Here is a 14742-nt window from a genome sequence, read left to right as displayed (position 1 = left end):
CAGCGCGCTGGGGTCGTCCAGCGTCGACAGGTCACCCGGGTCGCGCTGTTCGGCCAGCGCCTGCAGCGAGCGCCGCAGCAGCTTGCCGGATCGGGTCTTGGGCAGCGCATTGACCACGTGCACGTGCGCCGGGCGCGCGACCGCGCCGAGCGAGGTGGTCACCGTGGCCATCATCTCGGCCACCACCAGCGCCGGATCCTCGCCATCCAGCCCCTGCTTGAGGGTGACGAACACCAGCGGCACCTGCCCCTTCAGCTCATCCTTGACCCCGATCACCGCCGCCTCGGCCACACGTGGATGGCTGGAGATGGCTTCTTCAATCTCGCGCGTACCCAACCGGTGACCGGCCACATTGATCACATCATCGGTGCGACCGAGGATGAAGGTGTAGCCATCGTCGTCACGGATCGCCCAGTCCAGCGAGCTGTACAGCAGCTCCTTGAAGTGGCTGAAGTAGCTCTGCAGGAAACGGCTGTCGTCGTTCCACACCGTGCTCATGCAGCCCGGCGGCAGCGGCGGCGACACCACCAGCACGCCCTTCTGCCCCGGTGCCACTTCCTCGCCGGTGTTCTCGTCGATCACCTTCATCCGGTAGCCGAGATTGGGGAACCCGGGCGAGCCGAAACGCACCGGCTTCATCTCCAGGCCCGGCAGCAGGGTCAATGCCGGCCAGCCGGTTTCGGTCTGCCAGTAGTTGTCGATGATCGGCTTGCCGAGCGCTTCGCTGATCCAGTGCGCGGTCGGTTCGTCCAGCGGCTCGCCGGCCAGGAACAGGTACTTCAGCGCGCCCAGGTCGTGGCGATGGATGAAATCCGCATCGTGCTTCTTCAGCACACGGATGGCGGTGGGCGACGAGAACATCGTGCGCACGTTGTACTGCTCGCACAGCGCCCACCAGATGCCCGGGTCCGGGTTGGTCGGCAGCCCTTCGTACAGCAGCGAGGTGCAGCCGCCGATCAGCGGGCCGTACACGTTGTAGGAATGGCCGACCGCCCAGCCGACGTCGGAGGTGGAGAACATCACCTGGCCCGGCCTGCAGTCGAACACCGTTTCCATCGACTGTGCCATCGCCACCGCATAGCCCCCCACATCGCGCTGCACGCCCTTCGGCTTGCCGGTGGTGCCGGAGGTATACAGCAGATAGCTCGGCTCGCTCGCTTCCAGCCACTGCACCGGCACGTCGACTTCACCGATCTGCGCACGCAGCTCGGCGTAGTCCACATCGCGGCCCGGCACGCGTGGTTCGGCGGCATCCAGCCCACGCGACACGATCAGCACGTGCGGCGGTGGCGACGTGGCTTCGGCGCAGGCGGCGTCGACCATCGGCTTGTACGGAATCAACTTGCCACCGCGCATGCCGGCATCGGCCGCGATCAGCAGCTTGGGCTTGGCGTCGTCGATGCGCAGCGCCAGGTTGTGCGCGGCAAAGCCACCGAACACGACCGAATGCACGGCGCCGATGCGCGCACAGGCGAGCATCGCGAATACCGCCTCGGCCATGTTCGGCATGTAGATCACCACGCGGTCACCGTGACCGACGCCGAGGTGCTTGAGCACGGCGGCGAAGTCGTTCACTTCGCGATACAGCTGGCGATAGGTGATTTCGCGGGTGCTGTTGGTTTCGGTGGAGATGGCGACCAGCGCGAGCTGGTCGGCGCGCTCGGCCAGGTGGCGGTCGACGGCGTTGTAGCAGAGATTGGTTTCACCACCGACGAACCAGCGCCGGAACGGCGGGTTGCTGTAGTCGAGCACCTGCTGCGGCGGTTTGTGCCAATGGATGCGCTTGGCTTCCTCGCCCCAGAAGGCCTCCGGCTCGTCGATCGAGCGACGGTAGGTTTCCTCGTAGTTCATGACGCAGCCCTCCCAGACAAAGTCATGGGTTCGAGGATAGTCCGGCGCTGGCGCGCGGGCCGCCCTACCTTGGTAGGGGGTGGGGTTTTGTTCTGCAGGGCTTGCAGCCCTGCACCTGCAGAATCAACGTCAACGTCAACGTCAAAAGCGGGGCCATTGAGGGATGGCGGGGTGGGTCCGGTTGCGGGGGGCGCCGTAAATCCGTCCATGGAGGCTCGGTCGCCGCGTCCATGCGGCTCACGCCCCCACAACCGGACCCACCCCGCCTTCGACAGTTTCCTGCGATCTGTCGGAAAGGCGTATTGCTCTGGTAGATGTCGACCTTGGTCGACTGCTCTGGTGGGTGTCGACCTTGGTCGACACGGTAGATCCACGCCATGCGTGGATGATTCATTCGATATCTGAAAGGAAAATCGTGTCGACCAAGGTCGACACCTACCAACACCCGCGCGGAACAAAGCCGCAGTTACCAACAGCCGCGGGAACCTGTCGAAGGTGGGACGGTGTCGGAGTGCGGGGTGTCAGCCGCATGGGCCCGAGGCATGCCTCGGGCGGGTTGGGTAGGACGCGCAACCCCGGTCTTGCCGTGTGCGCAGGACAGCGCACACGAGCAAGCGGCTGCCAAGCCTACAGGGACGTACTTGCGGCGTCCCCGCACTCCGACACCGTCCCGCCAACCCACGGATAGCCCGCTTCTGACGTTGACGTTGATTCTGCAGGTGCAGGGCTGCAAGCCCTGCCGAACCCCTAGAACGGAGTCGCGGACTCGAACGCGAGCGGCTCGCCCGTCACCGGATGGGTGAACCGCAGGCTGCGCGCATGCAGATGCACACGCTGCGCCGACGCGGCGTCATACAGCACATCGCCAACGATGGGATGGCCGAGACTGGCCATGTGCAGGCGCAGCTGATGGCTGCGGCCAGTGATCGGTTCCAACGCCACGCGGGTGCGCTGCGCTTCAACATCACGTGCCATTACATGCCAACGTGTCAGCGCCGGTTTGCCGCGTTCGTGATCGACCATCTGCTTCGGCCGGTTCGGCCAGTCCACGATCAACGGCAGGTCCACCTCGCCGACATCGCCTTCGAGCAGCCCCTCCACGATCGCTTCGTAACGCTTGCCAACCTGGCGCTGCTCGAACTGCATCGACAACGCCACCTGCATCTCCTTGCCGCGCGCATGCAGCAGCAGGCCGGAGGTCACCTGGTCCAGGCGATGCACGGTCAATGCATCCGGGTACAGCGCCTGCAGGCGCGCGACCACGCAGTCCTGGTTCTCGGCGCTGCGGCCAGGCACGGACAGCAGGCCGGCCGGCTTCTCGGCCACCAGCAGCGCGTCGTCGATGTAATGCAGGTGGATCATCAGTTCCTGTATTCCTCAAACAGAAACGGGGAAGCCTGAGCTTCCCCGTTGCTGCGTACCGACCAACGGTCGGTACCTACCTTCTGGATCACGTACCGACCAGCGGCCGGTACCTACCTTGATGGAAGACGTACCGGCCGGAGCCGGTACCGCCTGCATCAGCCCAGCAGGTGGGCGACGCCGGCGCGCTCTTCTTCCAGCTCGGCCAGGGTCTTGTCGATGTACTTCTGGCTGAAGTCGTCGATCGGCAGATCCTTGACCAGGGTGTACTTGCCGTTCTCGGTGGTCACGGCGAAGCCGAAGATCACGCCTTCCGGAATGCCGTAGGAACCGTCGGACGGCACGCCCATGGTGACCCACTTGCCGTTGCTGCCCAGCACCCAGTCACGCACGTGGTCGATGGCTGCGTTGGCGGCCGAAGCAGCCGAGGACGAGCCACGGGCTTCGATGATCGCCGCGCCGCGCTTGCCGACGGTCGGGATGAAGGTGTTGGCGTTCCACTCCTGGTCGTTGATCGCATCGGCGATCGACGCACCATCGGCGGTGGCGAAACGGTAGTCCGGGTACATGGTCGGGCTGTGGTTGCCCCACACGACCAGCTTCTCCATGCCACCGACCGGCTTGCCGAGCTTGGTCGACAGCTGGCTCAGCGCGCGGTTGTGGTCCAGGCGCAGCATGGCGGTGAAGTTCTCCGGCTTCAGGTCCGGGGCCGACTTCATCGCGATGTAGGCGTTGGTGTTGGCCGGGTTACCGACCACCAGCACCTTCACGTCACGGCTGGCGACCTTGTTCAGCGCCGCGCCCTGGGCGGTGAAGATCTTGGCGTTTTCCAGCAGCAGGTCCTTGCGCTCCATGCCCGGGCCACGCGGACGTGCGCCGACCAGCAGAGCGATGTCGGCGTCCTTGAACGCGACTTCGGCATCATCGGTGCCGACCATGCCGGCCAGCAGCGGGAAGGCGCAGTCTTCCAGCTCCATCATCACGCCCTTCAGGGCGGCCTGGGCCTTGTCCACCGGCAGTTCCAGCAGCTGCAGGATGACCGGCTGGTCCTTGCCCAGCATTTCGCCGGAGGCGATGCGGAACAGCAGGGCATAACCGATCTGGCCGGCGGCGCCGGTCACGGCAACACGAACGGGTGCTTTCATGGGGGTTTCCTCTTGCTTGCAAGCGTTTGATGGGACGCCGCGGGCGTGGCCACGCAGGCCTGGCGGGCGGCGGGGAACAGGGAAACGGCCACCCGAGGGTGGCCGTTTCGAAGGGGGATCAGGCGGCGAGGTGCTTGTTCCACTCCGCGACGCGCTCGGCCTGGGCGGCCAGCACGGCGTCGACGTCGCCTTCCAGGGTGATCGAATGGATCACGTCGCCCTGCTTGACCGAATCGACGATGGCCTGGCCTTCCAGGACCTTGCCGAAGACGGTGTGGCGGCCGTCCAGCCAGTCGGTCTTGATGTGGGTGATGAAGAACTGGCTGCCGTTGGTGTTCGGGCCGGCGTTGGCCATCGACAGCGAGCCGACCTCGTGCTTCACGCCATTCTTCTCGTCTTCGAACTTGTAGCCCGGGCCGCCGGTGCCACGACCCTGCGGGCAGCCGCCCTGGATCATGAAGTCGGCGATCACGCGGTGGAAGATCAGGCCGTCATAGAAACCGTGCTTGACCAGGTTCACGAAGTTGGCCACGGTCAGCGGCGCCTTGTCGGCGAACAGCTCGACCTTGATCGGGCCCTGGGTGGTGTCGAAAGTGGCGATGAGGGACATGAAGATCCTTGATGCAGATGGGGAACGCGTCTAGCCACCTAGTTTACACCTGCCTCGTGGCGGCGGCGGCTTCGACCATGGGCGCAGATCCGGGCTTCAGCCACGGGACGGGGTGCCCCGCGGTGCAGGCCAGGCGGCCTCGACCGGCGCCGCGGCCCCCCAGCTGAATGGGCCCCATGACGGGTGTGAAATCCACCTTTTCGCGAATCGTCAAGTTCGACGTATAATGTTGGACTTCTTTTTCCAAATCCGGCGCCGACTGGCCCCCTTTCGTATGTCCATCGAAAATCTTCGCAACATCGCCATCGTCGCCCACGTCGACCATGGCAAGACCACCCTGGTCGACCAGCTGCTGAAGCAGTCCGGCACCCTGTCCGAGCGTACCGTCCTCGCCGAGCGCGTGATGGACAGCAACGACCAGGAAAAGGAACGCGGTATCACCATCCTGGCCAAGAACACCGCCATCACCTGGGAAGACAAGAAGACCGGTATCAAGAACCGGATCAACATCGTCGACACCCCCGGCCACGCCGACTTCGGTGGTGAGGTCGAGCGCGTGCTGTCGATGGTCGACACCGTGCTGATCCTGGTCGATGCGATGGACGGCCCGATGCCGCAGACCCGCTTCGTGACCCAGAAGGCCTTCGCGATGGGCTTCAAGCCGATCGTCGTGGTCAACAAGGTCGACCGTCCGGGCGCCCGTCCGGAATGGGTGATCGACCAGGTCTTCGACCTGTTCGACAAGCTCGGCGCCACCAACGAGCAGCTGGACTTCCCGATCGTCTACGCCTCCGGCCTGAACGGCTACGCTGGCCTGGAAGACACCGTGCGCGACGGCGACATGACCCCGCTGTACGAAGCGATCATGCAGCACGCGCCGCGTCCGGAAGTGGACCCGGAAGGCCCGTTCCAGATGCGCATCAGCCAGCTGGACTACAACAACTTCGTGGGCGTGATCGGCATCGGCCGCATCCAGCGCGGCACCCTGAAGAAGAACATGCAGGTCGCGGTCATCGACCGTGAAGGCAAGAAGCGCAACGGCAAGGTGCTGCAGGTGCTGGGCTTCATGGGCCTGGAGCGCATCGAGCAGGATTCGGCCGAGGCCGGCGACATCGTGGCCATCTCCGGCATCCAGGAGCTGACCATCTCCGATACCATCTGCGCACCGGACTTCCCGGAAGCGCTGCCTGCGCTGACCGTCGACGAGCCGACCATCTCGATGACCTTCCAGGTCAACAACTCGCCGTTCGCCGGCAACAAGGACCTGTCCGGTGGCAAGTTCCTGACCAGCCGCCAGATCAAGGACCGCCTGGACCGTGAAAAGGTCCACAACGTGGCCCTGAAGGTCGAACAGCTGGAAGACGCCGACAAGTTCCTGGTCTCCGGCCGTGGCGAACTGCACCTGTCGGTGCTGATCGAGAACATGCGCCGTGAGGGCTACGAGCTGGCCGTGTCGCGCCCGGAAGTGATCATCAAGGAAATCGACGGCCAGATGATGGAGCCGATCGAGCAGCTGGTGGTGGACATCGAAGAAATCCACCAGGGCGGCGTGATGGAAAAGCTGGGCACCCGCAAGGGCCAGCTGAAGAACATGGAATCGGACGGCAAGGGCCGCGTGCGCCTGGAATACTCGATCCCGGCCCGTGGCCTGATCGGTTTCCAGAACGAGTTCAAGACCCTGACCCAGGGTTCGGGCCTGCTGTTCCACGTGTTCGACCACTACGGTCCGAAGGAACAGGGCGCGATCGCCAAGCGCATCAACGGCGTGATGATCGCCAATGCGCCGGGCACCACGCCGGCCTACTCGCTGGGCCCGCTGCAGGAGCGCGGCAAGCTGTTCGCTGCTGAAGGCGACAACGTGTATGAAGGTCAGCTGGTCGGCATCCACTCCAAGGACAACGACCTGACCGTCAACGCGATCAAGACCAAGCCGCTGACCAACATGCGCGCTTCGGGCAAGGACGATGCGATCCAGCTGACCCCGGCGATCAAGTACTCGCTGGAACAGGCCCTGGACTTCATCGAAGACGACGAGCTGGTCGAGATCACCCCGAAGGAGATCCGTCTGCGCAAGAAGTTCCTGACCGAAAGCGACCGCAAGAAGGCTTCGCGCGGCGGCTGAGCCAGCACCCCGTGAACCAGAGCGGCTACAACCCGGATCCACACCGGCATCCGGGTCTCCATGTCATCGCCCTGCTCGAAGCGAGCAAGGCGATGCTGGCGCTGTTGGCCGCCACCGGGCTGGAAGTGCTCGGACCGCAGCCGCTACGGCACGGCATCATGGCCCTGATCCGGCGTTTCAGCCTGGATCCGGACCATGGCACCCTGCCCTCGCTGCTGCACATGATCAGCCCCGACGCGGTCCACCTGGCCGCGGCGGGGATGATCGGCTACGGCCTGCTGCACCTGGTCGAAGCCTGGGGCCTGTGGCGGGCCAAGGCCTGGGCCTCCTGGCTGGGCTGCCTGACCGCCGCCCTGTACCTGCCTTTCGACATCTTCGCGATCATCCGCCACCCCGGCTGGCCGTCGTGGACGATCCTGGCGATCAACCTGATCGTGGTCTACGTGCTCGCCCGCGACCTGCGCAAGCGCCACCGCTGAGCACCGGCTACACTGGGGATTGGAGCCGACCAAGCCGCCCCATGCGCCCGTCCTTGCCGCCTCTGCTGACCTGCCTGCTCGCCGCGCTGCCGGCGCTGCTTTCGGCTGGCTGCAGCCCGGCCACGCCCAGCGCGCATGCGGCCGAACCTGCGAGCCGCAACGTGCCGTTCCCGTACGCCGAAACCGATGTCGCCGACCTCCAGGCGCGGATGACCGCCGGGGAACTGGACAGCACCACCCTGACCCAGGCCTACCTGCAGCGCATCGCCGCGCTGGACCGCACCGGGCCGCGCCTGCGCGCGGTGATCGAGCTCAACCCCGATGCCCTGAAGGAAGCCGCCGCGCGCGACCGCGAACGCCGTGACGGCCGCCTGCGCGGCCCGCTGCATGGCATTCCCCTGCTGTTGAAGGACAACATCAACGCCGCACCGATGGCCACCAGTGCGGGTTCGCTGGCCCTGCAGGGCTTCCGTCCGGACGATGCCTACCTGGTGCGCCGGCTGCGCGACGCCGGTGCGGTGGTGCTGGGCAAGACCAACCTCAGCGAATGGGCCAACTTCCGCGGCAATGATTCGATCTCCGGCTGGAGCGCGCGTGGCGGCCAGACCCGCAACCCCTATCGCATCAGCCATTCGCCGTGTGGTTCCAGCAGCGGCAGCGCGGTGGCCGTGGCCGCCAACCTGGCCAGCGTGGCGATCGGCACCGAAACCGACGGCAGCATCGTCTGCCCGGCGGCGATCAACGGCGTGGTCGGCCTGAAGCCGACGGTCGGCCTGGTCAGCCGCGACGGCATCATCCCGATCTCCTTCAGCCAGGACACTGCCGGGCCGATGGCACGCAGCGTCGCCGACGCTGCCGCCGTGCTGACCGCGATCGCCGGCCGCGACGATGCCGATCCGGCCACCGCGACCATGCCCGGCCGCGCGGTCTACGACTACACCGCGCGACTGGACCCGCAGGGCCTGCGCGGCAAGCGCATCGGCCTGCTGCAGACACCGCTGCTGAAGTACCGTGGCATGCCGCCACTGATCGAACAGGCGGCGACCGAGCTGCGCCGCGCCGGCGCCGTGGTGGTGCCGGTGGAGCTGCCCAACCAGGGCGCCTGGGCCGAGGCCGAGCGCACGCTGCTGCTGTACGAATTCAAGGCCGGGCTGGAGCGCTATTTCAGCACCCACCGCGCACCATTGCGCAGCCTGGCCGAACTGATCGCCTTCAACCAGGCGCACAGCAAGCAGGAACTGGGCCTGTTCGGCCAGGAGCTGCTGGTGGAGGCCGATGCCACCGCCGGCCTGGCCGACCCCGCCTATATCCGCGCCCGCAGCGATGCGCGCCGGCTGGCCGGCCCGGAAGGCATCGATGCTGCCCTCGCCGCCCACCAGCTCGATGCGCTGGTGGCGCCGACCACCGGCGTGGCATGGCCGATCCGCAGCGAAGGCGACGACTTCCCCGGTGAAAGCTACAGCGCCGCCGCCGTGGCCGGCTATCCCAGCCTCACCGTGCCGATGGGGCAGATCGATGGCCTGCCGGTGGGTCTGCTGTTCATGGGCACCGCCTGGAGCGAGCCGAAGCTGATCGAGATGGCCTATGCCTATGAGCAGCGCACGCGCGCGCGGCGACCACCGCACTTCGATACCGACGCACTGATCGACGCTGGCGAGCCGTGATCCGGTAGTGCCGGCCAGCGGCCGGCGCTACCGTCCGGGTTCCGGCTCCACCGGCACGATCGCCGCCTCACCATCTTCAGCACCCGGCGAACGCACATCTGCGGTGCGTGCACTTGGACCGCGCGGCATATCCAGCTCATCCTCGTGTTGCAGCCGCGCACGCACCTGCGGCAGCGACTGCGGATGCTCGCGCGCGAGGAAATCGAGCATGCGCTCGCGCACCAGGCAGCGCAGGTCGAAGGCATCGCCGGAGCTGCGCGCGCTGACCAGCAGGCGCACCTGGATCGCACGCTCGCTGGTCTCGGTCACCTGGGTCACGCAGACCCGGCCATCCCACAACGCTTCGCCACGGCAGATGCGTTCCAGCTCAGCGCGGATCGCGGCAATCGGCGCACGGTAGTCCAACCACAGGAACGCGGTGCCGAGCAGGTCGGCGCTGCGCCGCGTCCAGTTCTGGAACGGGTTTTCGATGAACCAGGTCAGCGGCACCACCATCCGTCGCTCATCCCAGATGCGCACCACCACATAGCTGCTGCCGATCTCCTCGATGCGGCCCCACTCGCCCTCGACGATCACCACGTCATCCAGCCGGATCGGCTGCGTCACCGCGATCTGCAGGCCAGCGATCAGGTTGCCGAACACCGGCTTGGCCGCGATACCCGCCACCAGGCCGATCAGGCCTGCCGATGCCAGCAGCGCGGTGCCGATCTTCTGCACCATCGGGAAGGTCAACAGCACCAGCGACGCACCGAGCACGATGATGCCGCCCATCAACACCCTGCTGAGCACGCGCGTCTGGGTCTGGATGCGGCGTGCCTCCAGGTTGTCGGAGACATCGATGGGATGGCTGCGCAGGATCGCGCGCTCGCCCGCCGCCACTGCGCGTACCAGCAACCAGATGAAGCACGCGGTCAGCGCGATGTGCAGCACATGCTGCAGGTTGCCCAGCACCGGCTCCTGCAGTGGCGTGGCCTGCAATGCGGGGATCAACAACAGCAGCGGCCATGCGGTGGCCAGTGGCAACCCGAGCACGCGACCGATGCGTGCACGCCGGCGATCACGCCCTTTCAATCGATGGTAGATCCAGAGGATCAGCCACGCGCCGATGCCGCCCACTACTGCTGCCAATCCCAACGGCCATGCGTAGGCCTGTGCGCTTTGCCAGTGCACCGTTGCCACCTCCACTCGAACAGCGAAGCGGACAGCCTCGCGCATGACGCATGAGTGTCACGTCAGTCGTTCGTAAGGAGGGTGTTGATCGGCAGGGCTTGCAGCCCTGCACCTGCTGCGAGCCGAAGCAACAGCAACAGCAACAGCCGAAGCAGAAGCGGGTTTCCTGTGGGGTGGCGGGGCGGGTCCGGTTGCGGGGGACGCCGTAAACCCATCCATGGAGGCTCGGTCGCGCCATCCATGGCGCTCACGCCCCCGCAACCGGACCCACCCCGCCTTCGACAGATCTCTGGGATCTGCAGTAGATCCACGCCATGCGTGGATGAATCCCCATCGGAATCGAATATCTCGAATTGGAATCGAAATGCATCCACGCATGGCGTGGATCCAGCGTGTCGACCAAGGTCGACACCTACCAACAGCCGCCGGAATCTGTCAGAGGCGGGGCGATGTGGGTAGGCAGGACCGTTGGCGCCATGGATGGCGCCATCGAGCCCCCATGGATGGGTTTACGGCGTGTCCTGCCTGCCCACACCGCCCCGCCATCCCACGGAATACCCGCTTCTGCCGTTGCTGTTGCTTCGGCTTCTGGCAGGTGCAGGGCTGCAAGCCCTGCCGAAAATCCCTTACCGCACTTGCTCCTGCTTGCGCACGATCGCCATCGCGATCTCCAGCGACTGCTCGTAGTTCAACCGCGGGTCCACCGTCGAACGGTAGGCGCGCTCCAGGTCACGTTCGGTCAGTTCGCGCGCGCCACCGATGCACTCGGTCACGTCTTCGCCGGTCAGCTCCAGGTGCACACCGCCCAGTCGCGTACCTGCGGCCGCGTGCAGATCGAACGACATCTCCACTTCGCCACGCACGTTGTCGAAGCGGCGCGTCTTGAAACCATTGGCAGTGCTTTCGGTGTTGCCATGCATCGCATCGCACACCCACAGCACGCGGCGGCCATCGCGCTTGACCGCATCCAGCAGCGGCGGCAGCTTCTCGGCGATCTGCGCTGCACCCATGCGGTGGATGAAGCTCAGTCGGCCCGGCTCGTCATGCGGATTGAGCACGTCGATCAGGCGCAGCAGCTGATCCGGCGTCACCGACGGGCCGACCTTGATCGCGATAGGGTTGCGCACGCCACGCAGGTATTCCACGTGCGCGCCATCGAGTGCGGCCGTGCGCATGCCGATCCACGGGTAGTGCGTGCTCAGGTTCAACCAGCCCTGCTGGCGCGGTACCTGGCGGGTCAACGCCTGTTCGTAGGGCAGCAGCAGCGCTTCATGCGAGGTGTAGAAATCGATGCGGTTGAGGTTGTGCACGCGGGCCCCGGCCAGGGTCTCCATGAAATGCACTGCATCGCCGATCGAGGCCACCATCTTCTGGTAGTCGGCGGCCAACGGCGAATGGCTCACCCATTCCAGGTTCCAGTACTCGGGGTGGTGCAGGTCGGCGAAACCGCCGTCGATCAGCGCACGCACGAAGTTCATGGTCATCGCCGAGTGCGCGTGGGCCTGCAGCATCCGCTTCGGATCCGGCAGCCGTGCCGCTTCGGTGAAGGCCGGCGCGTTGATGACATCACCGCGGTAGCTGGGCAGGGTCACGCCGTCGCGGGTCTCGGTATCGGCCGAACGTGGCTTGGCGTACTGGCCGGCGAAACGGCCGACGCGGATCACCGGCTGGCGCAGGCCATGCACCAGCACCAGGCTCATCTGCAGCAGCACCTTCAGCCGGTTGGAAATGGTGCCCGATTCGCAGTCGCTGAAGTTCTCCGCGCAGTCGCCGCCCTGCAGCAGGAAGCGCTTGCCTTCCTGCGCCTCGGCCAGCTGCTGCTTCAGCGCCAGGATTTCCCAGGAGGTGACCAGCGGCGGCAGCCGCTTCAGTTCGTGCAGAGCGGCGTCCAGCGCCACCGGGTCCGGGTAGGTCGGCATCTGCAGCGCGGTCTTGCCACGCCAGCTCTCCGGCGACCAAGCGGCGCCAGTGGCGGCTGCGGCGGGATCGGGCACGGGCGGAACGGCGGACAGGCTCATTGCAGACTTCCGGGATGGGGGGCGGTCATGGTCGCAGAGCCAGCCGCTGGCGCAAAGGGCCGACCTGCTCGGCCAGGCCGCCTGAACGGCAGGGAAAGGCCGATGCGAGCAGCCAGATCCCGCATGGTCAGCCGCTCAAGGCAGGCGCATGATCTGTTACGGAGTAACACTTCCACGCCATGGACCGGCCCCTTCCACGCCCTGCCATCACTCTTCCCATCATGAAGCCCTCGCCCCTCGCTACCGGCATCACCTTCGCCCTGGCCCTGGCCAGCCTGCCCGCCTTCGCGGCCGCCGCCGATGGCGCCGGGCCTGCGGTCAAGGACCTGGACACGGTCACCGTCAGCGCCCAGCTCGACCAGGCCCGCAACGCGTTGTCGCCGGACATCGGCAGCAGCCAGTACCAGATCACCGCCGAGGACATCCAGAAGCAGCCGCTGGGCGCCTCCGCGCCGCTCAGCCAGGTACTGCTGCAGGCACCCGGCGTGGTCCAGGATTCCTATGGCGGCGTGCACGTGCGCGGCGACCACGCCAACCTGCAGTACCGGATCAACGGCGTACTGCTGCCCGAGTCGATTTCCGGCTTCGGCCAGACCCTGGATGCGCGCACCATCAAGAGCATCCGCCTGATGGACGGCGCGTTGCCGGCGCAGTTCGGCGAGCGCACCGCGGCGGTGGTCGACATCACCACCCGCAATGGCGCCGAGCTGGGCAACGGTGGCAGCGCCGGACTGACCACCGGCTCGTTCGGCAAGGTGAACCCGAATGCCTCCTGGTGGGGCAACCAGGGACGCTGGAGCTGGTTCCTGACCGGCAACTACGACCAGAACGAAGTCGGCCTGGAGAATCCGACCAACTCGCGCAAGCCGCTGCACGACGATACCCACCAGGGCAAGGCCTTCGCCGACCTGACCTACCTGGTCAACGAGAACACCCGCCTGAGTGTGTTCGCCGGTTTCGCCAACAACCGTTTCCAGATTCCGGTCAATCCAGGGCAGACGCCGCAGTTCGGTTACCTGGACACCACCACCTTCGATTCCAGCCAGCTGGATGAGACCCAGCGCGAGACCACCCGCTTCGGCATGCTGGTACTGCAGGGCACGCTGGGCAGCACCGCCTACCAGCTGTCCGCCGGGCAGCGCTACAGCGATGCAGCGTTCAACCCGGACGTCGTCGGCGATCTGGTGTTCAGTGGCGTCGCCTCGCAGGTGCAGCGCAGCAACCGTGCCAACACCCTGCAGGCCGACTTCTCCACACCACTGGGCAACGACCACACGCTGCGCTACGGCTTGTACGGCAACTACGAGAACGCACGGGCCAGCAGCAACAGCTGGGTGTTCCCGGTTGATGACGGCGGCCAGCAGTCCAGCACCACGCCGCTGCTGATTCCTGACCACAGCGCCTTCCATGCCAGCACGCTGGCGTTGTACGTACAGGATGAGTGGAAAATCGGCGACGACTGGACCGTCAACTACGGTCTGCGCGGTGACCGCTACAAGGCCTTCGGCCGCACCGAGGGCCAGCTCAGCCCGCGCGTGGGCGTGGTCTGGAATGCCAGCGACAGCACCACTGTGCATGCCGGCTATTCGCGCTATTTCACGCCACCGGCCAGTGAACTGATCGCCAGCAGCGACATCGCCCTGTACGACGGCACCACCAACCAGCAGCCCGGCGGCGGCAACAACACGCCGCTGGCCGAGCGCAGCGACTACTACGACATCGGCGTCTCGCAGCAGCTGGGTGAACACCTGACCCTGGGCCTGGACGCTTACGACCGCCGCGTCGCCCGCCTGCAGGACGAAGGCCAGTTCGGCGCCGCCTACATCTACTCGACCTTCAACTACCGCCGCGGACACATCCGTGGTCTGGAGTTCAGTGCCGACTACAGCAACGGTCCGTTCAGTGCCTACTTCAATGCCGCGCTGAACAAAGCCATCGGTACGGATGTCATCACCAGCCAGTACAACCTCGATCCCGAGGCGCTGGCCTATGTGGCCAACCACTGGATCCACCTGGACCACGACCAGAAGCTGACCTCGTCGGGTGGCCTCAGCTACGCCTTCGCCGGGCACAACCGGATCGGGGCCAACTACGTGTTCGGCAGTGGCCTGCGTTCGGACATCGAGGGCGTGCCCAACGGTGGCGAGCTGCCGTCGTACCTGCAGGTGAACCTCAGCGCCGGGCACGATTTCAATGCCGACAGCGGCCATCCATTGCACGTGCAGCTGGCGGTGATCAACGCGTTGGACCGCAGCTACCAGCTGCGCGATGGCGGTGGCGTCGGCGTGTTCGCTCCGCAATGGGGACCGCGCCGCGGCGCC

General features: G+C 66.1%; 10 protein-coding genes. 4 read left to right on the top strand and 6 right to left on the bottom strand.

Annotated features, from left to right (window positions below; translation table 11 throughout):
- The 4 genes from prpE to N7573_RS21530 form a co-directional block, all read right to left on the bottom strand.
- Nucleotides 1-1851, bottom strand: a 1851-nt coding sequence (gene prpE, locus N7573_RS21545) for a propionate--CoA ligase (RefSeq protein WP_279943281.1), incomplete at its 3' end; no start/stop codon positions are given.
- Between the two features lie 747 nt (nt 1852-2598).
- On the bottom strand, nt 2599-3213 hold the full coding sequence (locus tag N7573_RS21540; RefSeq protein WP_279913671.1) for an RluA family pseudouridine synthase: 615 nt from the start codon (nt 3211-3213) through the stop codon (nt 2599-2601).
- Between the two features lie 158 nt (nt 3214-3371).
- On the bottom strand, nt 3372-4358 hold the full coding sequence (locus tag N7573_RS21535; protein ID WP_004153634.1) for a malate dehydrogenase: 987 nt from the start codon (nt 4356-4358) through the stop codon (nt 3372-3374).
- Between the two features lie 118 nt (nt 4359-4476).
- Nucleotides 4477-4968 carry a peptidylprolyl isomerase gene (locus tag N7573_RS21530; protein WP_004153629.1) on the bottom strand — a complete coding sequence of 164 codons (492 nt, stop codon included), beginning with the start codon at nt 4966-4968 and terminating at the stop codon, nt 4477-4479.
- A gap of 274 nt (nt 4969-5242) precedes the next feature.
- Here N7573_RS21530 and typA point away from each other — a divergent pair, with 274 nt between their 5' ends.
- Genes typA through N7573_RS21515 form a run of 3 tightly spaced genes read left to right on the top strand, consistent with a single transcriptional unit; the run spans nt 5243 to nt 9233 of the window.
- Nucleotides 5243-7090 carry a translational GTPase TypA gene (typA, locus tag N7573_RS21525; protein ID WP_010483969.1) on the top strand — a complete coding sequence of 616 codons (1848 nt, stop codon included), beginning with the start codon at nt 5243-5245 and terminating at the stop codon, nt 7088-7090.
- An 11-nt stretch (nt 7091-7101) separates the two neighbouring features.
- Complete coding sequence (locus N7573_RS21520; protein WP_005408223.1) at nt 7102-7569, top strand: DUF2127 domain-containing protein; 468 nt, start codon at nt 7102-7104, stop codon at nt 7567-7569.
- 41 nt (nt 7570-7610) lie between these two features.
- Entirely contained in the window at nt 7611-9233 is a 1623-nt protein-coding gene (locus N7573_RS21515; protein ID WP_149909486.1) for an amidase, read from the top strand.
- A gap of 27 nt (nt 9234-9260) precedes the next feature.
- On the opposite strand, the gene N7573_RS21510 is transcribed toward N7573_RS21515, so the two are convergent.
- Both N7573_RS21510 and N7573_RS21505 read right to left on the bottom strand, forming a co-directional pair.
- Complete coding sequence (locus N7573_RS21510) at nt 9261-10448, bottom strand: mechanosensitive ion channel family protein (protein ID WP_343238968.1); 1188 nt, start codon at nt 10446-10448, stop codon at nt 9261-9263.
- A gap of 581 nt (nt 10449-11029) precedes the next feature.
- Nucleotides 11030-12421 carry a 3-deoxy-7-phosphoheptulonate synthase class II gene (locus N7573_RS21505; RefSeq protein ID WP_279913946.1) on the bottom strand — a complete coding sequence of 464 codons (1392 nt, stop codon included), beginning with the start codon at nt 12419-12421 and terminating at the stop codon, nt 11030-11032.
- 221 nt (nt 12422-12642) lie between these two features.
- Here N7573_RS21505 and N7573_RS21500 point away from each other — a divergent pair.
- Nucleotides 12643-14742: TonB-dependent receptor (locus tag N7573_RS21500; protein WP_279943280.1), on the top strand; the 2100-nt coding region annotated here is incomplete at its 3' end.

The sequence above is a fragment of the Stenotrophomonas sp. GD04054 genome, assembly GCF_029836955.1.
In the GTDB taxonomy this organism is placed as follows: Bacteria; Pseudomonadota; Gammaproteobacteria; order Xanthomonadales; family Xanthomonadaceae; genus Stenotrophomonas; species Stenotrophomonas maltophilia_A.
This window is presented reverse-complemented; position numbering and strand designations above follow the sequence as displayed.